This window comes from Acinetobacter sp. AOR12_HL, from assembly GCF_027855275.1.
GTDB lineage: Bacteria > Pseudomonadota > Gammaproteobacteria > Pseudomonadales > Moraxellaceae > Acinetobacter > Acinetobacter baumannii.
In genome coordinates, this window is the sequence record NZ_JAKTIJ010000018.1 from 1 (window position 1) to 26642 (window position 26642).

Sequence of the window (26642 nt, forward strand, 5' to 3'; positions counted from 1 at the left end):
AGAGGTGGATCAGGAAATTTGAACAACACTTATAAGTGATATTTTGCTCCCCAAATGATGTTATAAACATCAATATATGGAGTATTTTATGGCACGTAGACCAAGAAGAAATCATTCAAATGATTTTAAAGCTAAGGTAGCACTTGCTGCGATTAAAGCAGAAAAAACACTTGCTGAATTGAGTGCTGAATTTGATGTTCATCAAAACCAAATTATCGACTGGAAAAATCAACTGATTTCAGCTTCCTCGCAAGCTTTCGATCAATCAAAAGCTCCAACAGAACCACCCATCGATCTAAAAAAACTACATGCAAAAATCGGTGAGCAGGCATTAGAAATTGATTTTTTAGAAGGTGTGTTGAAGAAACTGGGCCGCTTCAACCACAAAAGTTAATCGATGACTCACTTCAGATTTCAGTATCTAAGCAAGCTCAGCTGCTGAAAGTCTCCCGTGGTTGTTATTACTATCGCCCAAAACCTGTGAGTGCATCAGATCTGAAGCTGATGCGGTGTATGGATGAGTTACATATGCAATACCCTTTTGCAGGTAGCCGTATGATGCGTGATTTGTTGAATCGTCAAGGACATCATATAGGACGACGTCATACACGTACTTTAATGAAGAAAATGGGCATTAATGCGTTATATTGCAAACCAAATTTAAGCCAGGCTAATCAAGCTCACCGCAAATATCCATATCTGCTCAAAGGATTGGCTATTCAGCGCAGTAATCAAGTGTGGTCTACGGATATAACGTATATCCCTATGGCAAAAGGCTTTGTTTATTTATGTGCTGTGATTGATTGGCATAGCCGCAAGGTACTTGCGCATAGAGTATCGATTAGTATGGAGGTTACATTTTGCATAGAAACATTAAATGAAGCTATTGAAAAATATGGTCGACCTGAAATATTTAATACAGACCAAGGCAGTCAGTTTACCAGTGATGCATTTATTGATGTATTGAAATCAAATGACATCCAAATCAGCATGGATGGTAAAGGTCGATGGGTTGATAATGTGATGGTTGAACGATTATGGCGGAGCGTTAAATATGAAGAGGTGTATCTCAAAGCCTACAGCAATGTTTTGGATGCGAAGAAGCAATTAAACGCATATTTTGAATTTTATAATTTGAAACGACCTCATTCGAGTCTGGACAAAATGACTCCAGATGAGTTTTACTATGACCAGCTACCACAACAAAATAAGGTAGCTTAACTAGAGCAGAGTATCACTTATAAATAAGCTTTTAGTTGTTCAAACATGTGGGACCACCTCTATTAGTAGTACTTAATCCCAAAGGATCAATCCAACTTACTGGATTCGGTGCATATGCATATACATTATCTCCACCCAATAATCCAATCGGGTCTTTGGAAATAAAACGCCTTACATACGGTGAATAATAACGATAACGGTTGTAATGAAGCCCTGTCTCCTCATCAAAATACTGCCCTTGGAAACGGATATTATTACTAATAATCTCAGAGTCTTCAAAGAAGTTAGATTTAGCTTTTTCAGCTTTACACTCACCCCAAGCTTTGCCAAATGACCGAACCTGTATGATCCGTCATTTCTTGCGGTGTACCTAAATGGTCGCAATGATAGAACCAAAAATCTTTAAAGTCTTTTGATGTTTTCGTTACTTTCCATAATGGGTCACGTTGTAAACTATAGGGTTTATCTGCCCAGTCAGGTGTTTGACGAAGCTCTATTTCTTCTGCATAAACAGTCTGTACCAGCGGTACAAATGAATCTTTCTCATATATATAATACTTGGTAATTTGCTCATTCGACTCATAAGCAAGTGTATTGCCATCCCATCCATAAATGATGTTATGCTCACCACCGGTATGATGATGTTTACTTCGCTTTTGAATACGGCGTTCTAACGCATCATAGCGGTACTCTGCTGTATATTCAGCATTAGGACTTTTAATCAGTCGTCCACATGCATCCCACTCAAGTTGTAAATCACTCTTACTTGATTTTTGACGACAGATTTTGCTTTTTTTTGGGTTTCCAATATTCTAAACTTTCAAAAGCTCTTTCTAAATCGTCCATATCATCTTCCCCTAAACCATTATCAAATTTACTAGATAAAATTCTTCTAATTCTCGCTAGTCTTTCACAAATATTATTATCATCAATAAATTTTGTAGTTTCATCTGCATATTCGATATAAGAATCAGGTAAGGTTTCAGCATAGTGAGATCCTACTTTGTGCAGAGAAACTAATATATATTCTATCTCTTTTAAAACCTCTACCATTTCATCACCAGAATAAAATATAGTTTGATTATTAACTAACATTATTTTCTCCTATGAATAGTTAAATTACACGGGTTATCTACGTCGCCTTTGATTGTAAGCTTTTCATTATGATACCTAGGGTTTTTAATGCACTCTGTTTTATTTTTTTGAACATCGAATTCTACATAGTCACGCCTTTTACCTTGTTTAATTTGACATTTATCCTCCGCTTCAACTTGAGATAAAGGCTTCCTATTAGCTAGTTCAACATATATCCTATTATTATCAGCAGCAATTATTTTTTGAGTTTTTTCAATAACATTTGAATCTTTTCTATTTGTGTAATGTCTTACACGTATCATTTTCCTCTTCAGAATTTTTGGATTTTGAATTTAACCCCAAAGGATCAATCCACCCTACAGGATTCGGTGCATAAGCATATACATTATCTCCACCCAATAATCCAATAGGATCTTTGGAAATAAAAGGCCCTATATACGGTGAATAATAACGATAACGGTTGTAATGAAGTCCTGTTTCCTCATCAAAATACTGACCTTGGAAACGGATATTATTTGAGATAATTTCACTATTTTCGAAGAAATTCGACTTGGCTTTCTCTGCTTTACACTCGCCCCAAGCTTTATATTCAGCTTTCCAAATAATTGCACCTGTATGGTCAGTCATTTCTTGTGGTGTACCCAAATGGTCACGAAGATGAATAATAAAAATCTGTCTCCAATATTTCATTCAATTGATCAGAAAAGATATTGTTATAATCTAAATTTATTCTAGGATTTTTTAAAAATTGATTATTTAAGTCAAATTTAAAATAATCAACAATAATTTCTTGCTTCCCTTTCAAATCAAAAGAAAAATCTCTATCAATATACTCAGAAGGATAAATTTCATAAAAGTACATCAATCAGCCTTTAAAATATTTTATTTTAAATAGTACTTAAAAAGTACTATTTAAATTTTCAAACTATTCAGGCAATTTAACCATATCTCATAATAATATACAATTTCATTGTAAAAATTATCACACTCAAACTAACTAATCATTTTATATGATAATTGCAACACATCAATTCAATAAAAATATTGACAATTCTTCCTCATGATAGTTTTCAATAACCCATTTTTTATTTCCGCCAATAATCCAAAAATCCCAATCCTCATCAAAAATATTATCTAAATTTTCTAATACAAACTTAATATCACAAAGAATTGAATATTTATTTAAATTTGACCAGAATACATGAACTTCCTCATGAATCGGTTTCTTCATTAAATATTTTCGTATCATATTCAGCAAGGATTCTCTATCATCCTGAACTATTAATTCCACCTTATCTGTCTCTTTATCTATTACTCCGTAGTTTAAAACATCCAGACCTAAACTTTTAATTGTATTTTCTAAATCAATTGAACTTAATGAAACTCTATTTAATAGAGCTTCATTAAGAAATGAAGGGATAATCATTAAGTATTCCTTTTTAAAAGTGTTACAAATGTTTTTTCATTACCTGGGACTAAAGGGCCAATTAACTGTAATGCACGAGTTCGTGCAGCTTCAAATGATCTAAAATTTTCAACTATTTCTGGTTCTCTTTTAGGGACATTACAATATTTTTTTGGGGATAACCCTAATGGATCAACCCAATTATTAGGATTCGGTGCATATTCATAAACATTAAATCCACCCAACAATCCAATCGGGTCTTTACTGACAAACCTACCTACATACGGCGAATAATAACGATAACGGTTGTAATGAAGTCCTGTTTCCTCATCAAAATACTGACCTTGGAAACGGATATTATTTGAGATAATTTCACTATTTTCGAAGAAATTGAATTTTGCTCTCTCCGCTTTACACTCGCCCCATGCTTTATATTCGGCTTTCCAAATAATTGCACCTGTATGGTCGGTCATTTCTTGCGGTGTGCCTAAATGGTCACAGTGATAGAACCATACATCATCAAACTCTTTACCCTGTTTTTCAGTTTTCCAAAGTGGGTCACGGTTTATGTTATAAGGTCTATCTGACCAATCTGGAGTTTGGTGCAATTCAATTGGACTTAAATAAACAGCTTGTAGCATTGGCACGAAACTATCTTTTTCATAGATGTAATGCTTGGTCAACTGCTCTGTGGACTCATAAGCAAGCGTATCGCCATCCCATCCATAAATGATGTTCTGTTCTTGACCTGTATGGTGATGTTTACTCCGCTTTTGAATACGGCGGCAAAGCATCATAGCGATATTCTGCCGTGTATTGACTATTACGGCTCTTCACCATGCGACTATAGACATCCCACTCAAGGTTTAAATCACCTTGGCTCGTTTTTTGTCTTACGAGTTGTCCATAAGCATCATATTGGTATTGTTGATCTAGATATTCTTTAACTACGTTATTAACTAAACGGTTATAACCATAGTCTTTTTCTTCCGTAGTTTGTGAATAGCTTTGTGCCTTGTGACTATGATACGAATCTATAATGTTACTGGCGGGGTCAAAACTAAACGTTTTTTTTCCAAGTTTACTGCTCGCTTCAAGTAAACGCCCCACAGGATCATATTTATAGTGAATGGTTCCACGACGAGTATCCTTAATGAGCGTTAACTCATCTGTTTTATCGTAGTGATATAAGCGTTCAATCAATTGGTTGGTATGCTGGATAGCATTATTTTTAGTTTGGGCCTGATAACCTTTGTCATGCCCATTCAACATTAATTGCTGAGTTAAGCGGCCTACTTCATCATAACGTTGTTGTTGGCTAAGACCATTTGCATAGTGGCGTAATATCTCTCTATGTAAATCATCACGTTCAAAGCTAACAACATCTTCACCATTTAAAGCTACGCCATAGACATGTCCACTTCCATAAGTGAGCCAATCTATTTTCTGTCCATCTGGTCGGATGGTTGTAGCTCAATTATTTAATTCATCATAAACATGATTCCAGAAATGAAAAAGCCTATCAGTTAGATAGGCCCTATATTAAAAGATCAAAAAATAAATATTATTAATTTTCTAGATCTAAATACCAAATGGTTTCGCCCCAAGAGTTATCTTTAATTTCTGGCATAATTTCGCCCTGATTAAAATGACGCTTTTGCATGTCATTCGCTGGACTATACCATTCACCAGACTGAGGACAAGGTTCACCAGCTTCACAACGTAAACGGTTAGCTTCTCCCTCTATATTTCCATGTTCATTTAGAACTGTATACTGGCTTCGAGCATAATCAACCAAGTCTTTTGGATAGTATGGTTTATCTCGATAACTACTATCATCTATTCGTAAAATAACTGTAATTGCTGCCGCCTCTAATGACCAGTAACCCGGAAACTGACTACTTTTATGACGGTCATGATAAGGTTCTCTTTTACTGGCACCATACCACTCATCCATATAAGCTGACATTAGAGCTGGACGGTCAGCTTCATCCGCCGTAAATACTTTTTCAAGCTTTCTATATGGAAGTTGTCTTAAATAGACTTCCGAGATTTCCCGATCTGGTAACCATGGGGAAACTAGTTTATCTAGTAAGGCATCTTGCTCATCATTTTCATAAGCTAGAAGTTCCATAATTATTTTTAAATGCTCAGGTTGAGCAAATAAAATTGAGAAACAAACTAATTGTAAAGCTTCCCAATATTCATCAGTTACCAGTTCTAAATGTGGTACTAAATGTCCATCACATTCTGAACTTTGATGAAAATTGATATGATGCTTTGCATAAAGCTGCCAATATTCCACTACCTTTGGAAAAAAGTCAGCAAGTTCGTCTACAGTTAGACCAGCAGAATAACTAAAAAAAATACTTTTAAGGGATAGTTGAGCAATAGCATTTGCAGCATTCATTAACCCAACATAATAATCATCAGGTCCATGATCGAAATTATTCTCTAGATTATTTAAACCTATTTGAATATTTTTAAGATTAAAATCCAATCGTTTTTGATAATCTGAAAATTTTTGATATGGCTCTCGTCTTAAATTTTTCCAGTCTTTCTCATTTAATAGGCTAATCATATAAGTATTATTCCATTAAAAATATTATGGGCAATAAACTACAATCTGCCAAATACTATTTAAATTTAATAAATTACGAAAAAGCCTATCCGTTAGATAGGCCCTATATTAAAAGATCAAAAAATAAAATATTATTCATTTTCTATATCTAAATACCAAATGGTTTCGCCCCAAGGATTATCTTTAATTTCCGGCATAATTTCGCCCTGATTAAAATGACGCTTTTGCATGCCATTCGCTGGGCTATACCATTCTCCAGACTGTGGACAAGGCTCACCAGCTTCACAACGTAAACGGTTAGCTTCTCCCTCTACATTTCCATGTTCATCTAGAACTGTATACTGGCTTCGAGCATAATCAACTAAGTCTTTTGGATAGTATGGTTTATCTCGATAACTACTGTCATCTATTCGCAAAATGACCGTCATAGCTGCTGCTTCTAGCGACCAATAGCCTGGGAAAAAACTACTCTTATGGCGATCATGATAAGGTTCTCTTTTGCTTGCACCATACCACTCATCCATATAAGCCGACATCAGAACAGGACGGTCAGCTTCATCCGCCGTAAATACTTTTTCAAGCTTTCTATATGGAAGTTGTCTTAAATACACCCCCGAGATTTCCCGATCTGGTAACCATGGAGAAACTAGCTTATCCAGTAAAGCATCTTGCTCATCATTTTCATAAGCCAGAATTTCCATAATTGTTTTTAAATGCTCAGGTTGAGCAAATAAAATAGAGAAACAAACTAACTGTAAAGCTTCCCAATATTCATCAGTTACCAGTTCTAAATGTGGTACTAAATGCCCATCACTTTCTGAACTTTGATGAAAATTGATATGGTGCTTAACATAAAGTTTCAAATATTCAATAATATTTGGAAAATAATTAGCTAACTCTTTTATAGATGAACCAGCAGAATAACTATAAAAAATAAGCTCTAAGCTTTCTTTAAACAAAAGACTTGAGGCATTCATTAAACCACTAAAATGATACCCCTCTACAGATAAGCTATCATCATTTATGGACCTCATAGTCTCCGGAATGCCATCAATTGCAGAGGAAACAACCATCTGATAATCCTTATATTTCTGATAAGGTTCTCTTCTTAAATTTTTCCAGTCTTTCTCATTCAATAAGGTAATCATTTAAGTATTATTCCATCAAAACATTATCGGGTAATAAAATTATAGGCTGCTGAATATTATGGGTTTTACCCTTAGATCGATCATGTTGCTCATATTGTTTACCTGTTACCATATAAATTTCACGACAGTATAACGTAATAGGCTTTCTTAACCTCTGAGCACTACGATATTCAAGAATAAATTGATTTTTATAACCCACTGATATCGATGCATCAACAATTATTGATGAGTTAATCCATTTATGACTCATCTGACGACCTTTAGACTTAGTTCCACTTAACCCAGCTTTCCCTTGACTGCCCGTTAGAGCCCCTTCATTTTTTATAGAAGTTTCTGCACTAGTTGATCTTTTACCTAACCCTGACTGTTCATTGTACTCAGTCTTTCCATCAAAAATTTTACCAATCTCGCTCCGATTACCTTCAATAGCTTTAGCATCAGAATCTGCCATTCCCGCTAAAAAAGCAAAATGACCAAAAATGCTTCCCTTTGTTTCACCAACTAAATATTTACGACCTTTACGGCTTCCAAACCACAAATGATCTATACCAGTTTGGTTAATATCTTGTTTACGTATTCGGTCACCTGCTGCATTACGCTTTAAACGATCATGTTCTTCTATTAAACGTCCATTATCATTAATTTTACGTAAACCTTTTCGTCTTTCTTTTGAATAATAATCCACAATATGCTCAGCAGGCACCCCGGTAGACCAACGCTTTTTTTTCGATTGCCTAATTTCTTGACTACATGAAAAAGGCTAATTTAAATAATTAGCTAAATTATTTATCTTGTTTTATATCTTATGAATATTTTTGAAAAAACGAAGTCTTGAATATTATAGATAATACTTGCAGGAAAAAATGATGGAAATTTCATTAAGATTCGCGAACACTGCCGATCTCAAAGCTATAAACGAACGCTATGCCGAAATTGATTTTGTTCCATCACATAATGATGAACTTATTATACTAGCTTCTATTGATGAGAAAATTGTTGGTCAAGGTAGAGTTGTGGGTATTTATGCTAACAGTGGCGAGCTTGGCGGAATTTATGTTTTTCCGGGCAATGAAGGATTAGGAATCGCCCGTAAGGTAGTTGATTTCTTAATTAAAAATTCAGATTTTTCTATGCTTTACTGTTTACCCTTTGCCGAGTTAGAGGGCTTTTATGGCTCTATGGGTTTTGCTGCTGTGAAAGACATGGCTCAGGTTCCAGAAGCTGTGCTAAAAAAACATGAGTGGTGTAACAGTAATTACGACAAACCGGTTTTGCTTTTAGAAAGAAATAAAAGAATATCTATAAAAAAACCGCCCCAGAAGGCGGTGGCTGAATTTAAACCAGCAATATATAGAAGTATGGTGGACGAATACTTCTATATTCTTTTACGAAGGAGTTTTATTGGTTTTCATAAAATCTTCCGATTTAAAATATTTAATAATCATATCTGCATGCTCTTCTTTAGGAGGAGCAACGGTTACAGGAAATGATTCTTTAGAAATTTTAAATCCGTGCGGAATTAATTGTGAAATTGGTGGAAATTTAGGTTTTCCACCATCCGTAATTCGCTCGATAAAACTTGCTAACCAGAGCAAATACTCTCCTTCGTTTTCAAACTTCGGCATTACACTTAGATCAACTTTGACTTTACATTCACTAAGAGGCTTAGTGAGTTGCTCATCAAAATCAATATAATTGAACTTAAGTTTAAACTCAGTCCCTTTAATGGCCTTACGTATCTGACTGATTAAACAATTCAGATTTTGTGTAAGGTCATTGGTGAATAAGTCGTCTTTTTTAATATTCTTATAAACCTTTTCAGCCACGGCTAAATACTTTGGCATTTTTACACTCCTCAATCTCAATTGTTATAAAGTTTTGATCTTAAAATGTTTTATGGTTCTGATTATGATTAAACAAATGTAAAGGAGTGAAACAATATTATACTCAAACGTAAGTAGTTAAAGCTTTATGTAAAGACTATTAAACAATCACCTAAAAAAATTATGGTTTTGATAACTCATCCGCAATTTTTTTTTAAATATTATTATCTTTTGAAATATTTATTTTCAATTAAAATTTACCATTTGGTAAAATTAATACAGTCTCATTTGCTGATCTCGTCTTATGAGTCCTAAAACTGATCTACGAACTCTTATTTCATCTTCAGAAAATGGTAAATGTTCTTTTAGCTCATCTATAGAAAGTGAATTATTTTCTATTAAAAAACAGTCTTGTTCAGTCGTCCAACGTGAAGCTATTGATTCGGTTTGTTTCCAGTAACGTTTCATATGCCCTAGTAAATTAATCAGTCTAAAAGCTTACGATGAGTACAAGCTTTTTATAGATTGTGTGCAGAAAGAAGAATAGGAATAGTACCGAAATACTCAAAAATAAAAAAGCCAAACACCTCAATAAAACGCTGTTTGGCCTTTCATAAAAACTGGCTTAATCCAACTCTAATTTTTGTCTCAATTTTAAAATATCGACTAGTCCTTTATCCCTTTTTTGAGATAAATCGATATCTTTATAATGTGTTAAAAGCTCTTTAGTTTGTTCTTCTAGCAACTCAGTAGTTTCTTCAGAGTGCTGAAAATTTTGCATATCATTCCACCATTCGGTCATAGGTGGTCCTAAATGGTGAATTGCCTCTTTAAACCCCTTCTGATTGGCAAGTTCCATATTTATATAGGGGCCAAATAAAGCCCATCTCAGCCCAGGCCCACTGGTGATTGCGATATCAACATCTTCTGCCGAACACACCCCTTCTTTAACCAGTGAAAATGCCTCACGCCACAAAGCAGCTTGTAAACGATTTGCTACATGCCCTTTAACTTCTTTATTTAAAACAATCGGATGCTTACCCAAACTTTGATAAAACTCGGAAGCTTTCTTTAAAATTTGCGGAACTGTTAATTTTCCACCCACAATTTCAACCAAAGGTAATAGATGAGGTGGGTTAAATGGATGACCTAAAAAAATACGCTCGGGATGAGTTGCATCTTTTTGAAAGTCAGAAACTTTTAGACCTGAAGAACTTGAAGCAATTAGTGTTTTTTCAGGGCAATATGAAGTGATTTCTTGATATAAATTTTGCTTTAAATCTAACCTCTCCGGTGCATTTTCTTGAATAAAATCGGCATCAATCACCGCATCTTTTAAGTTGTTGTAAAGCTCTAAATTTAGAAAAATATCTTGTAAATGATGACTTGAATCTGTTTGCTGATCTAAAGTGAGCAAATCACTAAGATTTGCCTGTATTCTCTTTTTAAATAATTCTTCGTCTATTGGATAAGGGTCATATACCTTTACCTTAAAGCCTTTATATAAAAATAATGCTGTCCAGCTTGCACCAATGACACCGACACCAACCACACCGATTGTTTTAATTCCTTCCATATCTTCCTCGTGACCTTATTACTTCAAAACTTTTCTTATTCCTTGCATGACTATAAAAATAGTCGACTTCTTACCTTTTCTCAGTTATTCAAAGCCAATTTATAATAAGCACGCATAACCAAAACTTCATACCATTATTGTACTTTTCTTGCATTACCTTCATTTTTTAAGCAAATTTTGGCTACCGCTTGCAGCCCTATAAGCACTAAGGGTGTATGATTGGCAAGATTTTGAGCCATTTAACTTTAATATGACAAATACATTTTCTGACCACAAGCAAGTTGAAGTGGTATCTACTTTTGCTGAACTTGTGAATACACATTTTCAGGGAAATAAGAATGCTATTTGTTGGCATAGAAATTTGGTGGGCGACTTTAAAGAAATTGTGGCTAAACTTGAGTTAAAAGAAAATATTACCGAAATTTCTACTGAAGACCTGTTAGCACTTGAGCTTTCAGAACAAGGTGATTTGGCTCGAGATATTATTTTAAAAGACATGCAGCTCTTAACTGATATGGGGGCATCACCTGTACTTAATTTGCTTAAAAACTATGAACGCGATGAAGAGCTAGATTTCATTTCAGCAGATGTCTATTCATTTCATGTTGACCGCTCCCCCATTGAAACCGACACATTCTTATGTACTTATCACGGCGCTGCTAGCGACATTGTGCCGAATGATCAGGTTGAACAAAAAGTTTTAATTCCTGAAATTAGAGAAAAGCTCAAAGCTTTACATGACGGCCCAGAAGCCGAATTTGAAAGCTTTTTAACAGAGTATTTTTTTGATTTACATTATCAGCCTAAACCCGATGCACAACCTATAAATTTAGGTATTGGACATATTTGGCGTTTAGCGGTAGATCATCCAACTCAAAAGGTTTTACCGTGTGTGCATCGGGCACCAGTTGAAAATGACGGTGAATATCGGTTGCTGTTGATTTGTTAAGTATTACCACTTAACCACTGTAAAAGATATTTATTAGAATGCTTATATTTTAAAGCTGACAAAAATTGATTCAAGAAAGCTCGCAACATTTTTAATAAATCTGACTGGCTGACATTTTCAACATAGCTAGGTGCCCAAATTCCATCATGACTTTGCCCATAGCAAGTATAATTTCCTTGATTAAATTTAAATAAAATTTCTCTATTTATTCCTTGCTCATATAAATCAACTGAACAATCAGATCCTAAATTTATTTCTCTTATACAAGCAGGTAATTGCTCTAACAAAACAACCAAATCAGTTTCGATATCTACAGGCCAAAGCTCATTTGAAAAAGCCTGAATCTTAAACTGATTGAGTTTATTCTTAGAAAATTCAGCACAAATGTCAGCCAACACACTAATTTCAGTGTCATATTCATCATCGTATTGTCGCAACTGCGTAATATCGAGTTCTGATATTAGTTCTAATTGAATTAACATACCCTTTTATTCCTGAGTTACTTCAATACTGGATAAGAGCTTTCTTATATCATTCATCTTTTATAGTAGACTGAACTACTTTTATTGCGTTAATTATAGACCTACTCAACGTAGTAACTTACTCCAATCCAGCAAAAAATTAAAAATTATGATTTAAAGTAGTTGACCCTCACGTAACGTAAGCCCCTAGCATAAAACACGCCTAAGGAAGAAGGAGCTAAAAAGATGCTGTTAAAAGTTGGTGAACTGGCTAAGCAAACAGGACTTACTGTCCGTGCTCTTCATCACTATGACGATATCGGTTTACTTCAGCCTTCGGCCCGTTCCGATGCTGGTTATCGACTATATACCCCTAAAGACATTACTCGTTTGCATCAAATTCAAGCATTACGAGGGCTGGGTATGTCTCTAGCCGAAATCTATACGGTTCTTGAAGATCCCAATCTAGCACTTTTACCGATTATTGATCGGCAGATTCAAGCAATTGATCAAAGACTGGCAGAGCAGAAGAAATTGCGAAATCAGCTTGGACAATTGAAATCTCAACTCATCAATGGTGAAGAACTTGATTTGGAGGATTGGCTAAATATGCTGGAGCTTATAGCAATGTACGAGAAATACTTTACGCAAGAAGAACTTGAAAAGCTTACATTTTTACAATCAGGTACTAAAACCCACCAAGAATGGCAAGAGTTAACTCAAGCTGTAAATACGGTATTTAATGCTGGAGAATCATCTAGCAGTGAAACCGCTCAAAAGCTCGCCCATAAGTGGATGAAAACACTTGAGCAGAATACGCGCACCAATCCAGAATGGCTTGTTAAATTAAATAACATCAATTCTGCAGAACCTGAATTTCAGGAAAAATTAGGAGTAATGCCAGAAGTTGTTGAGTTTTTACTTAAGGCCTTTTCAGAGAGTAAGCTGAGTATTTTTGCTCGTTATTTATCTGATAATGAGTTTGCTTTTTTAAAGGAAAATTATGTTCGCGAAATGAAAAAATGGCCTCAACTATTAGTCGATATTGAGAAATTGATTGACGCTGAGGTTAAACCGAATAGTGAAGGAGCAAAGCGTTTGGCACAGCAATGGCTCTCTATGCTACAAGGTTATACTGGCGAAAATCCAAGCACTCAAGAAAAGATCCGTTCAGCAATGCAAAATGAACCAAGCCTTGCTGACGGTACTTGGCTTAAACCGGTTACCCTACACTTTCTAGAAAAAGCAGTAGCAGCATTCAAGCATAGTGCTTAGTTCTATCTATCAATTTAAATGGCTCTTTTTCAGGAAGAGCCATTTACCCGTAAATATGATTAAAGTAAAGAAACAGTTTCAGGATTTTTAGTCATAAAATTTAATATTGCAGACTGTGATTTAATACTAACTAAATGACTTCGAAATTCATTTTATAATTCTGTCCATTCTCGCAATTGCATAAGTAATGTATTCAAAATAATATCCAAACAAATAGATTATAACTTTACATATTGTTTAGCTTATAGAGCAATACTAAGAAGACTGTGAAGTTAAATTTAAAATGAATCATTTTGGCAGTTAAAGCCATCCATATTTAATTAGAGAAACATTTGATATGAAAAAATATTTATTCTTACTTTTACTGAGTTTTTACTCAATTCATTCATTTGCTTCGGACAAACTACATGGCAGTGTTTGGAAAACTATTGATGATGCCACCAATCAACCGAGAGCGCTGGTAAGATTTAGCCAAGACAAAAACGGATTTCTATCCGCAAATATTGAAAAAATCCTTGTTCCAAGCGAAGCCAATAAATGTACGATGTGTGAAGGGACTTATAAAAATAAATCTTTAATTGGTTTAACCATTGTCAAAAATTTAAAAAACGTAGGTCAAAATAAATATGACAAAGGATCTATTCTCGATCCTCAGTCAGACAAGACTTATCGCTTTAGTGTAACCGTATCACCAGATGGGGAAAAACTTACCGCTCGCGGCTACATTGGTATTTCTGCAATTGGCCGAAACCAAACATGGTATCGAGTTAAATAATCCATGAGTAGCTTGCGACCAACTCTCTTTAGCTACTCACCGATCATAATTACGGTCTATATGTGCACTATGTAACTTCTATATTTAGACCGTATTATGACCGATACTTGGCCTGAATCATCAGCATGATAATGACGAATAGCGAAGGTATGGCAGCAATCACAAATAAATGGGTAATGACCAGAAATTGAGAGAGATAACCGCCAAATAACGGCCCAATGACAGAACCCAAACGAGCAATTCCAATACTCCAGCCCACCCCTGTAGTACGAAGTGAAACTGGGTAATAACTGGCAGATAAGGCATTAATGGCAGGTTGCCCACCAACAATGGCAAACCCAGCAATAAAAATGATAATAAACAATAAAACGATATGACTAACAGAATAGCCAATTAAAGCAACACTAATCACTGCAACCAGAAAAACAGGAATTAATACTTTATAAAATCCTGTCTTATCAATTTTAAGGCCCATCACCACACTACCAATCGTACCGCCTAATTGTAGAGTGGAGCCGATCAACAATGCCTGATTTAATGAAAGCCCTGACTCTTTGGCCAAAGTCGGTAGCCAATTTGCCAGAAAATATAAACTGATCATATTTAAAATACTGATGATCCAGATGGAATAGGTAAAAAACGCACGCTGATTTTTAAATAACTCAAGCGGTGAATTTTTAACCTGAACCTCAGTATTATTGATGATTTTTATCTCTGCATTGAATGTTAATGCTGGATAAAACTTCTTTAACCAAAACAAAATTTTGGAGCTATTTTTGCTATTTTCACTTAAAAAATATAAAGATTCTGGCAACTTAAAGAATGTGATAAAGAAAATAATTAAAGGGATAATACCGCCAAAATAAAAAATCGCCTGCCATCCTCCCCAAGGAACTAGTAAGGCTGATATTCCGCCCCCCAACATTGCCCCTACCGTATAGCCACAAGAAATGACCATCATGGTAAAAATACGAGATTGATATGGAACAATTTCGGAGCTATAAGCCATCACATTTGGCATGATACCGCCTAAAAAAATTCCTGTAACAAAGCGGATTACGGTCAATTGCTCAATATTGCCTACATGTGGTGTTAACAGCATCAATATGGAGAATATAAAGGTCGAGATCAGTAGTATCGGACGGCGACCAAAACGATCAGAAAGTGAACTTAATAAAAATGATCCAACAAACAAACCAAACAAGCTTGCACTAAACACAACTCCCAGCATCGATTTTTGAACACCCCATTCTTCTATAATCAGTGGGGCTGCGTAAGCCATGGACTGAATGTCATACCCATCCATAATCATTAGTAATAAGCAGGTGGCCAAAATAAACTTTTGATAAGGTCCAACTTTCTGCTGATTGATCAAATCACTTAATACAATTTCTTTCATGGTATTCCTTTCTCCATGACTCGCTTTAAATTAATTCCATTTTAATTATGATATACGTAATCTATTTACGAGTAGCGTAAAAATAAAATAGCAATATTATCGCTATAAAGTCAAAAATATTAATTTTTATAATATAAACAGTATATTAGAAAGAATTATTTGATCTAACCTAAGTAATGAGTTCACATCATTGCATGGTGTATATGGTCTGCTCATCTAATAAAGATCAAGCAAACCATACATTCTTTTATTTAAATAACTCATTTACCTCAAACAAGTTGGCTTAAAAAAATACTCCACCACCACATCCCTTTCATCCAAACTCTTTGTACTCAAAAACCCGAACATCAAGCCATCTATTAAGTTTAAAACCATGTTGGCATCGGGTTTTAACGCACGTGTTTCTAAGCTAAAAATCAGTTCAAAAATTTCACGAGTCAGCCATTTTCTATACTCTATTGCCATACGGTAAGCCTGCTGGTAAGCCACTTTAATTTCAAAAAAAGCTTTAAGTAGCAAGTGATACAGACTGTTAGAGTTAACATGTAAAACTACTATTTCCTTGAGCTTATCGGTTGGCGTGCAATAACGGCTTGAATAGATAATCGCAAGCACTTCTTCTTTAAGTAGGCTTTTTTGGAAAGCTATACACATTTCAATAAGTCGTTCTTTTGAGTGAAAGTAGTTATACAACGTGGCTTTCGGTATTTCTGATTCTTTGACAATCAGGTCTACGCCTGTTGTATGAAATCCATATGTGGTAAACAAACGAATAGCGGTACGAATAATGTGTAATTTTTTGGAAGAGGTTTCTAAATTTGGCATAGTTTTACCGTTATAAATTTTTGTTGTATGTAAAGAGATAGAAATGCCGTCACTCTTAAAATGAGTGCTAAATACGGGCATGCAAAAGCCGCACAAATGGTGTGCTCGCCTATCTCGTGTTTTGTTGTTGATATGATTTTTTAGTCGTGACAATTCTTAAGGTGTAGAAAACCTAGAGCCGTTTTAAAGACTGTTTCGGCGGTATAAATAGAGAAGATTTGGCAAAAGCCAATAAATAAGAAATAGTACGCATGTGCGAACTCCTTTGGGTAAGAAAGAAGTTTCGCCACATCACTGCTAAATGATTATGGTGGCGAAACGAAAAGGGGTTAGCAGACTGATTTACCCAAAAATCAGCACATCCGAAGATGTCCCCCTCCCGTTCCGCCGCAGAGGAGGCACGTAGGGATGCCCACAAAAAAGAGAGACTTTTTCGTGTGCTTTGGGTAAATACGGCCTGCTAAAACCGACTGGCAATGTGGCCAGCAGGCAAAGGATAGTGCTCTGCCCTATTATAGTCAAGCACACAAAATGACATTTGTTTTAAAATAGATCATTAAAAACTAAGGATAAATAATTAAAATTTATTGTTCATTTGGGATTTATATAAAAATCCTTTTCATTTGAAAATTACTTATAATTATTTATTAGAAGTTCTGAATTTTGGGTTTGAAGTTTTTTCTAAAACAACCACTTTACCTGTACCTAACCCGCGAAAAAAATAATTAATGATATATAAGAATAACAAGCCAAAATAAAAAATCGGGAAAATACTAAAGACAGTTGTTACTATTTCCCAAAACATCACCCCGATTCTGTAATTATAACTAAATGCTATAAGTCCACCTCTACGTCTAGGTCTTTGCTGAGTAATATCATCCTCAATAAAGTGAATAATTCCCATGACAAAACACCCAGCAAAGGTACTTGAGACTAAAGTCTTTTTAACTAGAGGCTTTTCTAACCAACGGTATTTTTTTGAAGATTCAAATTCGGCTTTGAAAAAGAATTTATAGATTTCCTCTTGATAAGCTTTATTAATTCCATATTTTCTAATAAAAAAATAACATATAACACAACCAACAATAAACATGACTATGGTTATATAAAGGCTGTAAAGAATCGTAAAAAACGGTAATGGCCCTTTCGTACCAATAGTCACATGCATAATTTGTGTGATGTATTGATATATTTCGTACTGCCATTCGTTTTTAGGATAAGTAGGAAATACAAATAAAGGAATAATAAAAAGAATAGAACATATAGCTATACTCCCTTTGTTCTCTTTAATTTTCCGTGCAAGCGTAGAAAGAAAGTTTTTAGAGGCCATATCTATATTTTACAATTTGGAATCATATGTTTAGCTTTATAAAACTCATCAAAAGCTTTTTAAAATATTCATAAAAAGCCATGCATTTTATTTAATATCTTGCGAGCAAACTTTACTTTATGTTTTAAATGAAATCAAAAAGAATTAATAGAAGGAAATATACGCTCATCTTTTTAAAATACTTTTTATTGTGCCCTTTTATATTCGGAAAGAGCACATTCTGGATATAAAATAGCGTAACCAACCTTTGTATTTAATATATGCTAAAGGTATTATCTCTGCTGCTAAAGTAAGTATCATACAATATAAAAAACCGTGCTCCCAAGATAATTCAGGCATTACAGCAAAGTCCATCCCATAAAATGTACCTACCAATGTTAGTGATAAAAACACAGCAGTAATAATAGTAAAGACCTTAACAATTTGGTTTTGTTTAATATTCATCATATTCGTGACAGCATTCTGAAGATATCTAACTTTTTCATACTCAAATGACGCGTATTTCTTAACTTCCACAACGTCACAAGCTAGTTTAGATACTAAAATCTGCGGTTCTACCAAATCACTATCAAATGATGGTGGTAGAACGAAGGCGGGTTGACAGACCAGTCATCTAGAAACCGGCACGCACAAGGCGTCCCACCTCCGTCCTACCGCTACGAAGGTTAGTAGCCAAGCCCCATACAGTCAAGCACACAAAATGACATTTGTTTTAAAATAGATCATTAAAAAGTAAGGATAAATAATTAAAATTTATTATTAATTTGGGATTTATAAAGTCTCGGTTTAAAGGCCTTTAAATCTCTCAGTTGACTGTATAAAAAGGCATAACAAAATCAGTAAAACTTCGCTTCACCAGCAGGACGAGTTTTAAACCTTCTATGAAACCACATGTATTGTGTTGGGGCGATCCGAATCTGGTTTTCAATAATTTTATTGACGCGTTCAGCATCATTCACTTCGCATTCGCTAGGAAAATTTTCAAGTTTAGGTTCTACCAGTACATTGTATTGAGGATCTCGAATATCCCCACTTCTGTAAAAATATAATGGTATTGCAACAGCGTTTGAAATATCCATGAGTCTTCGATGTGCCGTGACTGTGGCTGCTTGTATTCCAAAGAATGAAGCCATGACACCTTGCTTTAAACCAAAGTCTTGATCAGGGCTATACCAGATTGCATGACCATTTTTGAGTTTTTCAATTAAGCTACGCATGTTGTCTTTTGCAATCTGATTTTTATAAACCCTAGCGCGACTACGATGAATGAGGAAATCCATGAAAGGATTATTTTGAGGTCTATACACCACATCCATATCAAAAAATAGCGTACATGCAGCACCTCCGGCATCGAGTAATGTGCTATGCGTGCCTAACAGTAGAACCGCGATCCCGATTGTCATTTAGATGTTCCAAGCCTTCTATATGAACTCTTTTTTTAAACCATGCAGGACAATACCAAGCATTTAAGGCTTCAAATATACCAATCATCGTATCGGTAAAAACCGACTTAGCCTTGGCTTCAATTTGTTCAGATGTTTTTTCCGGAAAACACGCACCTAAATTTCTTAAAGTCGTTTTCCTTCTAGAAGCCAATAGTGTCCAAGCAATTTTTGAAAATAGTTTTGCTAAGCGCCACTGGATTGCCCAAGGCAAATACGCAAGAAACATTAGAATAAAAGCTGTGAACCAGATACCCCAATATTTTAATGATAGAAAGGAAAATTGAAATTGCCCTGATTGATACTGCGCTTCAGGTTTCGTCATATTGTAAATATCTAGAGGTATAGAAATTCATCCTAACACACTCGCACTCTACATACGTTTGTAAAGTGTGTCTTAATATTAGGCTCAATCTAGCAAACTACTGCTAAACAGTACTGGTGAGTGCTCCGATTTATTCTTTATCGGTCTTGATGGGCAATTGCTTGATAAACTCATTTAAAGACATTGGACAGCCCCATAAATAGCCCTGAAACTCGGTACAACCATTACTTTTAAAAGCACTAAACTGTTCAGCCGTTTCTATTCCTTCTACCAACACGCGAAGGTTTAAATCTAGGCCAATTTTAATTATACCCGTCACTAATTTATTGCTGCGTTTATCATCTAAAGCTGCCTGTACAAAGCTGCGATCAATTTTAATTTGTTTAATTGGCATTTTTTGTAAATAGCTTAAGGATGAATACCCTGTACCAAAGTCATCAAGTGAAAGCTGAATACCATGCTTAGACAAGAAATGCATTTTTTCGATCATGCTCGCACAATTATTTAAAGCAATATTTTCAGTAATTTCTAATATGAGCCGAGAGGGATTGAAGTCATACCGCTGAACCAGACCAATCACAGTGTGCTCAAAGTTAGATTGCATAAAATGATCAGCACTAATATTGATTGAGAGCGTAAGATCTTTAGTCTCTTCTTTTTTACTCCAGTCCTGTAAAACTTTGCAGGCTTGGGCCAATACCCACTCGCCGATCTCTGGCATTAACCCAAAAGTTGCCGCTGCCGGAATAAACTCTTTTGTTGGAATATACCCTAAAACCGGATGATGCCATCTTAACAAGGCTTCCGCACCAATCAGTTTTTCTGACGAATTAACTTGAGGCTGATAAAAAAGCTCAAATTGTTGCTTAGTGAGTGCCAAACGTAGATTGTGCTCCATACTGCTTTCTATTTGTATTTCTAATTGCATGGTATAAATTGAAATACAAATCATAAGAGTAGCGACACAAGTGGCTATCCACCCACCATGATCACGAATATCTTCTGATAAAGGTATGGCACTATCGAGAGTAAAAGAGCTACCACTGAAAAATATAAAGCAGCCAATCGACAGTAGTATTAAAACAATTTGTAAGAACCTTGGCTCCCTACGATAATTCAAATACCCCAATATCGCTCCGGCAGGTAAAAACAAATGGGCCACTCGAGGGCGATCAGGCGTAGCGACATCGAAAAATAAGCAAAAGACAACTGGAAAAACCAGTAGAACCGCTTGTGATAAAAGTATCCCTGCCGAAATACGGTTTATATAAATAAGAAAAAAACTAAATATGGAAATTAGTGTGAAACAGATATCCATATAAACAATCACCCACATTTGGGCAAATGCAAAATATATAGTCCAAAACAAGCAAAAAATAATACAAATAAAGATATTTGCTTTGGCTGCGATTGTAAGCTGCTGGTCCTTTAGGGAGCGGTAATTTTTCTTGTGTTTTTTAAAGTAAGACGAAGTTATCATAAATAAACCAACCGTAAATATTTCTTTAAAGGACCCCAGCCAGCTTGGTCATTGATACTCCATTTCAATATTTACCAATAAAACGTAATCGTTTCTCCCATTGTGATTTGTACTTATTATTTTGAGATCAAGTTTCAACCATCTTAATGGTATAACCCAATTAGGTCACTTGAACGATACTGCTTTTTAAACACTCTATAATTTTAAAGTATCATGGCTTCACGATACATGCCTATGACTCTCAGGTACAGCCTTTAAGTGCAGAAAAATTAGTGAATTACAATTTTTGCATTAAATATTTTTATTATTTAGATTCATCAATAGGAACATTTAAAATAATGCACATGTGTGCTTAATTATGCTGCTAATGACCAAGTTGTGAGCTTTGTTGTTCTGAGGTTGGAGCTAAAAGCTAAAGAAGCCATGAGATACCCATCTCATATTTTTGATCGGTCTATCTCATGTTTACCAGAAATATTTATTTTTAATAATATAGAAGTCTTGGCTTATACCTTATTGCGTTTATAAGAAAAATAAGAGCAACCTGCACATGATGCCATAATAATTGTTATCCCTAGAACCTGAAAACTATTTAATCGTTCATCTAAAATCAGCCATCCAGCCAAAGCGCTCACTGCGGGTGATGCACTTAGTAAAATCCCAAAAACTCGAGGATGCAGTTTTTTCATGGCAATCATATCTAATATAAATGGAATAGCACTCGCGAGCATCGCCATAAGTAAACATGTAAAAAGAATCTTATAACTATCAAAAATATGGATAATGTGAGATGCACCTAAAGGTGTTGCAAATAAAGCCGCTATAAACATTCCAGTCGCAACAGAGCTGCCACCACCTTGTGCAACTTTTGAGCCATAAATCACATACAGTCCCCAACCCACTGCGGCTAATAAAGCATACGTCATACCAATAAAACTAAAGTTATTATTGGCATTGCCCATAGGTAGAAGAAGCAAACCAATAATAGATAATCCTCCCCAAAAATAATCTAATTTATTTTTAGACATTAAAATAGCAACCGTAAGTGGTCCTAACACTTCGATGGAAATCGCAATCCCAACAGACATGTAAGAAAATGCTTTATAGACCAAAGTATTCATTAAAGTGAGGATTGATCCATAAATAATTAGATTTTTCCAATTGGTCTGTTTATTCCACTGCCGCCATGGTTTAAAGACTACCCATAAGAAACAGGCCGATAAGGCAAGTCGAGTTAAGGTGACTCCTTCAGCAGTAAGAATCGGAAAAAGGACTTTTGCTATTGCTGCGCCGATCTGTACAGAAACTAAAGATAAAAATGCGGCTGCAAATGCCATACCTTGTTTGGAGTTTGTCTCAATCATCATCTTTACTATTGGGGGGGATGATTGAAATTTTAATTCTCTATAATCAATATATTTCTTCTATTTTTCACGGTAAAACGATTAAATAACTCTATATTTAATATTTAATGAGAGATTTACTCATGTCAGAGATTTCTTTAGATAATTTTGATTATGCGATCTTAAGAATACTGCAAAAAGACAATAAAACTTCCCATCGAGAAATTTCTGAAAAAATCGGTCTATCCGTGGCATCTGTACAAAGGCGTATAACTCGGATGGAAGAAAAGGAAATTATTTTAAAAAATTGCGCTATCTTAAATCCCCTCAAATTTGGTGAAAAAATTACTTCCATTATTGAGGTCCGCCTTAGCGAAGATCGTTCAGTAGTTATGGACAGAGCGAAGCTATACTTTGCTTCTGTTGAAGAAATTCAACAGTGCTACTTCGTGAATGGAGGAGTCTCATTTATAATTATCATGCTGAGCAATAACTTATCTCATTTTGAAAGTTTAGTTAGAAAACATTTCGCTGATAATGAGGATGTAAAAACTTATAGAACACTCATTGTTTTAGATCGCGTAAAAGTAAGCTTTGAGTTGAATATTTAAGTTTTTCAATCCTTGGCTTAAAAGACCCAATTGTTCTATTTTTATGTCTTGCTACATTCAACCTCTATTTCAATGCTTGATCACTTTTTTTCGTTAACTCAAATTTGTTACCATTGCACCACTGGAATGGTCTGAAGTCACTTTATACTAGGGATGCTGATTCTAAAGTTCATCCAGTTGTTGTACTTTTCTTGAATTACATTCATTTTTAAAGACTTGAAATTGGTTAATAAACCAAAAGTAGATTTTTCGTTTTTTTAAGGGTTTATTACGCATGAATAGCGCTGAAATCATGGCTGATCTCTCCAACCACACTCCAATGATGCAGCAATATCTCAAAGTCAAAAAAGACTATCAACATGCGTTGCTGTTTTATCGTATGGGCGACTTTTATGAATTGTTCTTTGAAGACGCGCATTTAGCAGCCAAACTTTTAGGTATTACCTTAACCCATCGGGGTAAAGCAAATGGCAACCCGATTCCAATGGCAGGTGTTCCCTACCATTCAGCCGAAGGTTATTTGGCGCGTTTAGTAAAAGCCGGCCGAACTGTAGCTATTTGTGAGCAAGTCGGCGAAGTTACTGGCAAAGGCCCGGTTGAACGCAAAGTTGTTCGTATTCTTACACCGGGTACTTTAACCGACGACGCACTACTTACAAGTTATCAGTCGTCTAACCTTGTTGCGCTATGTATCCATCAAAACCAGATCGGTTTTGCTTTACTCGACTTAAGTGCGGGTATTTTTAAAGTTCAACAACAAGACTACAAACCAGAACAACTTCCAATTGAACTGGCTCGCCTCATGCCAAGTGAAATTTTGATTGATGAAGATCTGGTTGACCCGAATATTATCGAACAAATTAAAAAGCATTTAGATTGCCCTGTAACCAAGCGCCCAAATGTCGATTTTAATTTAAACAATGCGCAAAAAACCTTATGTGACCAGTTCTCTGTATCAACACTCTCTGGTTTCGGGCTAGACCCGTTACCTTTGGCTAAAGCCGCCGCGGCAGCACTTATTCACTATGCCAAAGAAACTCAAAAAACGGCGTTACCTCATATCCGTTCAATTCTTTTAGAACAAAGTACTGATTTTATTGCGCTCGACCCAATCACGCGCCGTAACTTGGAAATTATTGAACCTTTGTTTGAGCACGGAACTTCTTTATTTCAGCTTGTGAACGATTGCCAAACCGCAATGGGTGGACGTTTACTTAGCAGAACACTCATGCAGCCTGTCCGTGATACAGCATTACTTGACGCACGTTTAGATGCGATTGAGCAATTGATTCAAGGCTACCATGAAAGCCCTGTTCGTCTGGTACTTAAAGAAATTGGGGATATTGAACGTGTTCTTAGTCGTGTGGCGCTGGGTAGTGCGCGACCACGTGATTTAGTTCAACTTCGTCATGCTTGCGCGCAAATTCCATTTTTAAGAAATGCTTTAGCACCTGTTGTACAAGCAAAGAAATCTAAGTTATTAGGACAGCTCGATCAGGAATTGGGTGACTTTAAAGCGCTTCATCAACATTTAATGGCTGCGATTGTTGAAAATCCGCCTGTATTACTTCGTGATGGCAATGTAATTGCAGAAGGCTATGATGCTGAACTTGATGAATTACGTCAAATTCGTGATCATGCAGGTCAATTCCTCATTGATTTAGAAATAAAAGAGCGTGAACGTACTGGTATTAGCACCTTAAAAATCGGTTATAACCGTGTGAGTGGTTACTACATTGAGCTGACTCGCGCTCAAGCCGAGCAAGCCCCGGCCGACTATATCCGCCGTCAGACATTAAAGAATGCCGAGCGCTACATTACCCCTGAACTAAAAAGTTTTGAAGATAAAGTTTTATCAAGTGAGTCGCGTGCATTAGCTCGTGAAAAAGCATTATTTGAAGCTTTACTTGAAAACCTTCGTGAAAATATTGCTCACCTACAAATGATGAGCTCAGCAATCGCGCAAATTGATGTAATTGCAAACTTTGCTCATCAAGCGCGTTTAAACAACTGGGCACGCCCTGAATTTACACCAGAAACAGGTATTAAGATTCAAGGTGGCCGCCATCCTGTAGTTGAAGCGTTAAGTAAAGCACCATTTACACCAAATGATACTTTCCTTGATGTGCAGCACCGTATGGCAATTATTACCGGTCCAAACATGGGTGGTAAGTCTACCTTTATGCGCCAAACAGCATTAATTAGTTTGCTTGCTTACTGCGGTAGTTACGTTCCGGCACGAGCTGCCAAACTTGGCCCAATCGACCGTATTTTTACCCGTATTGGCTCAGCCGATGACTTATCGACAGGCAAATCGACCTTTATGGTTGAGATGACTGAAACTTCACAAATCTTGCACCATGCGACGAATCAATCGCTTGTGTTAATGGATGAAGTTGGTCGCGGAACCAGTACCTACGATGGTCTTTCTTTAGCGTGGGCTTGTGTGGTTGATTTAACCAAACGCGTTAAATGTCTTTGCTTGTTTGCAACTCACTATTTCGAATTAACAGAGTTGGGTAGCGAACCTGGTATTGATAACTACCATGTCACTGCTCAAGAGTTAAACGGCAATCTCATTTTATTGCATAAAGTCCAACAAGGACCAGCAAGCCAAAGTCATGGTTTACAAGTTGCAAAATTAGCCGGTATTCCAGCTAATGTGATTAAAGAAGCTCAGAAGCGTTTACGTATTTTAGAGAAGCAACAACAGCAGCACTTACAAACTAGTGTTCAAAGTGATTTGTTTGCAACTTTAGATTCAGAAGTTACCCCAAGCACTCAAGTTATAGAGAAAGTGATTGAAGTTGAAGTCTCTTCACCTGCCCTCGATTTACTTAAGCAAATCGAAGTAGACAACCTGACTCCTCGTCAGGCACTTGAACAGCTTTATGAGCTAAAAGCAGCGCTTAATTCATAATCACTCATTGAGCAAACATGTGTATAGGCATGTTTGCTCTTACTTTAAGGAGAATAAAATTTCTATTTTCTTAAGGCCACTACAATACACAGAGATCGATTTAATTTGGCAACAGATTAATCGTCGTGAACTGATTACCCAACTCTACTTACAAAAGCAAGAACACTTAGAATTAACAGATTGTTTTTATGATGTTAAACATTGGGATGCTTATCATTTAGAAAATGATCCACCCAAATTAAAAGAACTCTATGAACAAGGGGCTTTATTTATCGGTGCTTTTGATGCGTCTGAACAGTTGGCTGGCATTAGTGTAGTCTCGAATCAAACTATTACTGATTATCCCGATGCAAAATTACTGCAATATTTTTACGTCGATGCCGATCAACAAGGTAAAGGTATTGGTGCAAAGCTGATGCAAGCGGCAAAAGAATCGGCCAAGCAATTGGAAGCCCATCAACTTTATATTTCAGCCACTCCAAGTAAGCGTACAGTAGATTTCTATATAAAGCATGGCGCGGTCGTATTAAAGCACCCAGATCGTCAATTATGGGAACTTGAACCAGAAGACATCCATTTACTTTGTACACTTTAAGCTCATTACTTAAAGATTTTTTGTCTATCGATTCAACATAGAGGCAAAATTTAAAAGTAAATG

22 protein-coding genes and 7 pseudogenes are annotated in these 26642 nt (G+C 35.8%); 8 read left to right on the forward strand and 21 right to left on the reverse strand.

The genetic code is table 11. The annotated features are described in order from the left end of the window. Positions 1 to 76: 76 nt before the first annotated feature. Positions 77 to 1221, forward strand: a protein-coding gene (locus MKL36_RS07955; protein ID WP_085944219.1) for an IS3 family transposase whose coding sequence is annotated in 2 segments (ribosomal slippage) — positions 77 to 341 and positions 341 to 1221 — 1146 coding nt in all. Because the reading frame shifts where the segments join, the coding sequence is not laid out codon by codon here. Positions 1222 to 1291: 70 nt separating this feature from the next. Here the strand turns inward: MKL36_RS07955 and MKL36_RS07960 are convergent. The 10 genes and pseudogenes from MKL36_RS07960 to MKL36_RS08005 all read right to left on the reverse strand — a co-directional run. Then, positions 1292 to 1997: pseudogene (locus MKL36_RS07960) on the reverse strand (RHS repeat domain-containing protein); the annotation flags it as partial. Beyond that, positions 1984 to 2316 carry a hypothetical protein gene (locus MKL36_RS07965; RefSeq protein WP_000960844.1) on the reverse strand — a complete coding sequence of 111 codons (333 nt, stop codon included), beginning with the start codon at positions 2314 to 2316 and terminating at the stop codon, positions 1984 to 1986. The gene MKL36_RS07965 and the pseudogene MKL36_RS07960, both read right to left, overlap by 14 nt. After that, positions 2316 to 2618, reverse strand: a complete 303-nt coding sequence (locus tag MKL36_RS07970) for an HYD1 signature containing ADP-ribosyltransferase family protein (protein WP_021510489.1) — start codon at positions 2616 to 2618, stop codon at positions 2316 to 2318. Before MKL36_RS07970 ends, MKL36_RS07965 begins: the two co-directional genes overlap by 1 nt. A gap of 7 nt (positions 2619 to 2625) precedes the next feature. Beyond that, positions 2626 to 2967, reverse strand: a pseudogene (locus MKL36_RS07975) (RHS repeat domain-containing protein); the annotation flags it as partial. A gap of 1 nt (position 2968) precedes the next feature. Then, positions 2969 to 3178, reverse strand: a pseudogene (locus MKL36_RS07980) (hypothetical protein); the annotation flags it as partial. A gap of 165 nt (positions 3179 to 3343) precedes the next feature. Beyond that, positions 3344 to 3742, reverse strand: a complete 399-nt coding sequence (locus MKL36_RS07985; RefSeq protein WP_016804504.1) for a hypothetical protein — start codon at positions 3740 to 3742, stop codon at positions 3344 to 3346. Between the two features lie 110 nt (positions 3743 to 3852). Beyond that, positions 3853 to 5227: pseudogene (locus MKL36_RS07990) on the reverse strand (RHS repeat-associated core domain-containing protein); the annotation flags it as partial. 61 nt (positions 5228 to 5288) lie between these two features. Then, a complete protein-coding gene (locus MKL36_RS07995) occupies positions 5289 to 6302 on the reverse strand; it encodes a PoNe immunity protein domain-containing protein (protein WP_021510494.1) in 1014 nt (337 codons plus the stop codon). A gap of 131 nt (positions 6303 to 6433) precedes the next feature. Continuing rightward, a complete protein-coding gene (locus MKL36_RS08000) occupies positions 6434 to 7450 on the reverse strand; it encodes a PoNe immunity protein domain-containing protein (RefSeq protein ID WP_000631583.1) in 1017 nt (338 codons plus the stop codon). Positions 7451 to 7457: 7 nt separating this feature from the next. Beyond that, a pseudogene (locus tag MKL36_RS08005) lies at positions 7458 to 8198 on the reverse strand (hypothetical protein); the annotation flags it as partial. A 118-nt stretch (positions 8199 to 8316) separates the two neighbouring features. Here MKL36_RS08005 and MKL36_RS08010 point away from each other — a divergent pair. Then, positions 8317 to 8742, forward strand: a pseudogene (locus MKL36_RS08010) (GNAT family N-acetyltransferase); the annotation flags it as partial. Positions 8743 to 8835: 93 nt separating this feature from the next. On the opposite strand, the gene MKL36_RS08015 reads toward MKL36_RS08010, so the two are convergent. The 3 genes from MKL36_RS08015 to MKL36_RS08025 form a co-directional block, all read right to left on the reverse strand. Further along, positions 8836 to 9294, reverse strand: coding sequence for a hypothetical protein (locus MKL36_RS08015; RefSeq protein ID WP_001127331.1), 459 nt, complete (start codon positions 9292 to 9294; stop codon positions 8836 to 8838). Between the two features lie 252 nt (positions 9295 to 9546). Beyond that, positions 9547 to 9741: a hypothetical protein gene (locus MKL36_RS08020; protein ID WP_079265541.1), complete on the reverse strand. Its 195-nt coding sequence runs from the start codon at positions 9739 to 9741 to the stop codon at positions 9547 to 9549. Between the two features lie 157 nt (positions 9742 to 9898). Further along, a complete protein-coding gene (locus MKL36_RS08025) occupies positions 9899 to 10849 on the reverse strand; it encodes a 3-hydroxyacyl-CoA dehydrogenase NAD-binding domain-containing protein (RefSeq protein ID WP_000398515.1) in 951 nt (316 codons plus the stop codon). A gap of 250 nt (positions 10850 to 11099) precedes the next feature. On the opposite strand from MKL36_RS08025, the gene MKL36_RS08030 reads away from it, so the two are divergent. Further along, the gene (locus tag MKL36_RS08030; protein WP_031222495.1) at positions 11100 to 11798 is read left to right on the forward strand and encodes a DUF1826 domain-containing protein; all 699 of its coding nucleotides are present in this window, start codon (positions 11100 to 11102) and stop codon (positions 11796 to 11798) included. Here MKL36_RS08030 and MKL36_RS08035 read toward each other — a convergent pair. After that, positions 11795 to 12280 (reverse strand): hypothetical protein, encoded by a 486-nt coding sequence (locus tag MKL36_RS08035; RefSeq protein WP_021510497.1) that lies wholly within the window; start codon positions 12278 to 12280, stop codon positions 11795 to 11797. The genes MKL36_RS08030 and MKL36_RS08035 overlap by 4 nt on opposite strands. A gap of 225 nt (positions 12281 to 12505) precedes the next feature. On the opposite strand from MKL36_RS08035, the gene MKL36_RS08040 reads away from it, so the two are divergent. Both MKL36_RS08040 and MKL36_RS08045 read left to right on the forward strand, forming a co-directional pair. Further along, positions 12506 to 13534 carry a MerR family transcriptional regulator gene (locus MKL36_RS08040; protein ID WP_000925263.1) on the forward strand — a complete coding sequence of 343 codons (1029 nt, stop codon included), beginning with the start codon at positions 12506 to 12508 and terminating at the stop codon, positions 13532 to 13534. Between the two features lie 337 nt (positions 13535 to 13871). Beyond that, positions 13872 to 14309 (forward strand): DUF2147 domain-containing protein, encoded by a 438-nt coding sequence (locus MKL36_RS08045; protein ID WP_021510498.1) that lies wholly within the window; start codon positions 13872 to 13874, stop codon positions 14307 to 14309. Positions 14310 to 14403: 94 nt separating this feature from the next. On the opposite strand, the gene MKL36_RS08050 is transcribed toward MKL36_RS08045, so the two are convergent. The 7 genes and pseudogenes from MKL36_RS08050 to MKL36_RS08085 all read right to left on the reverse strand — a co-directional run bounded on the left by MKL36_RS08050 (position 14404) and on the right by MKL36_RS08085 (position 22477). Continuing rightward, entirely contained in the window at positions 14404 to 15708 is a 1305-nt protein-coding gene (locus MKL36_RS08050) for an MFS transporter (RefSeq protein WP_021510499.1), read from the reverse strand. Between the two features lie 264 nt (positions 15709 to 15972). Next, positions 15973 to 16533, reverse strand: a complete 561-nt coding sequence (locus MKL36_RS08055; RefSeq protein ID WP_199942079.1) for a TetR/AcrR family transcriptional regulator — start codon at positions 16531 to 16533, stop codon at positions 15973 to 15975. Between the two features lie 640 nt (positions 16534 to 17173). After that, a complete protein-coding gene (locus MKL36_RS08065; protein WP_021510501.1) occupies positions 17174 to 17863 on the reverse strand; it encodes a hypothetical protein in 690 nt (229 codons plus the stop codon). A 198-nt stretch (positions 17864 to 18061) separates the two neighbouring features. Beyond that, positions 18062 to 18424: a CorA family divalent cation transporter gene (locus MKL36_RS08070; protein ID WP_002077780.1), complete on the reverse strand. Its 363-nt coding sequence runs from the start codon at positions 18422 to 18424 to the stop codon at positions 18062 to 18064. Positions 18425 to 18699: 275 nt separating this feature from the next. Continuing rightward, positions 18700 to 19630 (reverse strand): annotated as a pseudogene (locus tag MKL36_RS08075) (LpxL/LpxP family acyltransferase). Between the two features lie 130 nt (positions 19631 to 19760). Further along, complete coding sequence (locus MKL36_RS08080; protein ID WP_079747749.1) at positions 19761 to 21110, reverse strand: EAL domain-containing protein; 1350 nt, start codon at positions 21108 to 21110, stop codon at positions 19761 to 19763. A gap of 506 nt (positions 21111 to 21616) precedes the next feature. Beyond that, complete coding sequence (locus MKL36_RS08085) at positions 21617 to 22477, reverse strand: EamA family transporter (RefSeq protein WP_000972450.1); 861 nt, start codon at positions 22475 to 22477, stop codon at positions 21617 to 21619. Between the two features lie 119 nt (positions 22478 to 22596). Between MKL36_RS08085 and MKL36_RS08090 the strand changes: the two genes are divergently transcribed. The 3 genes from MKL36_RS08090 (at position 22597) to MKL36_RS08100 (ending at position 26579) form a co-directional block, all read left to right on the forward strand. Continuing rightward, on the forward strand, positions 22597 to 23064 hold the full coding sequence (locus tag MKL36_RS08090; RefSeq protein WP_021510503.1) for an Lrp/AsnC family transcriptional regulator: 468 nt from the start codon (positions 22597 to 22599) through the stop codon (positions 23062 to 23064). A 274-nt stretch (positions 23065 to 23338) separates the two neighbouring features. Beyond that, entirely contained in the window at positions 23339 to 25984 is a 2646-nt protein-coding gene (gene mutS, locus MKL36_RS08095) for a DNA mismatch repair protein MutS (RefSeq protein WP_002047154.1), read from the forward strand. A gap of 64 nt (positions 25985 to 26048) precedes the next feature. Then, positions 26049 to 26579 carry a GNAT family N-acetyltransferase gene (locus MKL36_RS08100; RefSeq protein ID WP_049081181.1) on the forward strand — a complete coding sequence of 177 codons (531 nt, stop codon included), beginning with the start codon at positions 26049 to 26051 and terminating at the stop codon, positions 26577 to 26579. Positions 26580 to 26642 lie beyond the last annotated feature (63 nt).

Coding starts and splice junctions, on each gene's coding strand:
- MKL36_RS08055 (WP_199942079.1), bottom strand. CDS start 16,533: ATGCCAAATTTAGAAACCTCTTCCAAAAAATTACACATTATTCGTACC.
- MKL36_RS08040 (WP_000925263.1), top strand. CDS start 12,506: ATGCTGTTAAAAGTTGGTGAACTGGCTAAGCAAACAGGACTTACTGTC.
- MKL36_RS08065 (WP_021510501.1), bottom strand. CDS start 17,863: ATGGCCTCTAAAAACTTTCTTTCTACGCTTGCACGGAAAATTAAAGAG.
- MKL36_RS08090 (WP_021510503.1), top strand. CDS start 22,597: ATGTCAGAGATTTCTTTAGATAATTTTGATTATGCGATCTTAAGAATA.
- MKL36_RS07995 (WP_021510494.1), bottom strand. CDS start 6,302: ATGATTAGCCTATTAAATGAGAAAGACTGGAAAAATTTAAGACGAGAG.
- MKL36_RS08030 (WP_031222495.1), top strand. CDS start 11,100: ATGACAAATACATTTTCTGACCACAAGCAAGTTGAAGTGGTATCTACT.
- MKL36_RS08020 (WP_079265541.1), bottom strand. CDS start 9,741: ATGAAACGTTACTGGAAACAAACCGAATCAATAGCTTCACGTTGGACG.
- mutS (WP_002047154.1), top strand. CDS start 23,339: ATGAATAGCGCTGAAATCATGGCTGATCTCTCCAACCACACTCCAATG.
- MKL36_RS08000 (WP_000631583.1), bottom strand. CDS start 7,450: ATGATTACCTTATTGAATGAGAAAGACTGGAAAAATTTAAGAAGAGAA.
- MKL36_RS08045 (WP_021510498.1), top strand. CDS start 13,872: ATGAAAAAATATTTATTCTTACTTTTACTGAGTTTTTACTCAATTCAT.
- MKL36_RS07970 (WP_021510489.1), bottom strand. CDS start 2,618: ATGATACGTGTAAGACATTACACAAATAGAAAAGATTCAAATGTTATT.
- MKL36_RS08015 (WP_001127331.1), bottom strand. CDS start 9,294: ATGCCAAAGTATTTAGCCGTGGCTGAAAAGGTTTATAAGAATATTAAA.
- MKL36_RS08050 (WP_021510499.1), bottom strand. CDS start 15,708: ATGAAAGAAATTGTATTAAGTGATTTGATCAATCAGCAGAAAGTTGGA.
- MKL36_RS08035 (WP_021510497.1), bottom strand. CDS start 12,280: ATGTTAATTCAATTAGAACTAATATCAGAACTCGATATTACGCAGTTG.
- MKL36_RS08080 (WP_079747749.1), bottom strand. CDS start 21,110: ATGATAACTTCGTCTTACTTTAAAAAACACAAGAAAAATTACCGCTCC.
- MKL36_RS07965 (WP_000960844.1), bottom strand. CDS start 2,316: ATGTTAGTTAATAATCAAACTATATTTTATTCTGGTGATGAAATGGTA.
- MKL36_RS08085 (WP_000972450.1), bottom strand. CDS start 22,477: ATGATGATTGAGACAAACTCCAAACAAGGTATGGCATTTGCAGCCGCA.
- MKL36_RS07985 (WP_016804504.1), bottom strand. CDS start 3,742: ATGATTATCCCTTCATTTCTTAATGAAGCTCTATTAAATAGAGTTTCA.
- MKL36_RS08025 (WP_000398515.1), bottom strand. CDS start 10,849: ATGGAAGGAATTAAAACAATCGGTGTGGTTGGTGTCGGTGTCATTGGT.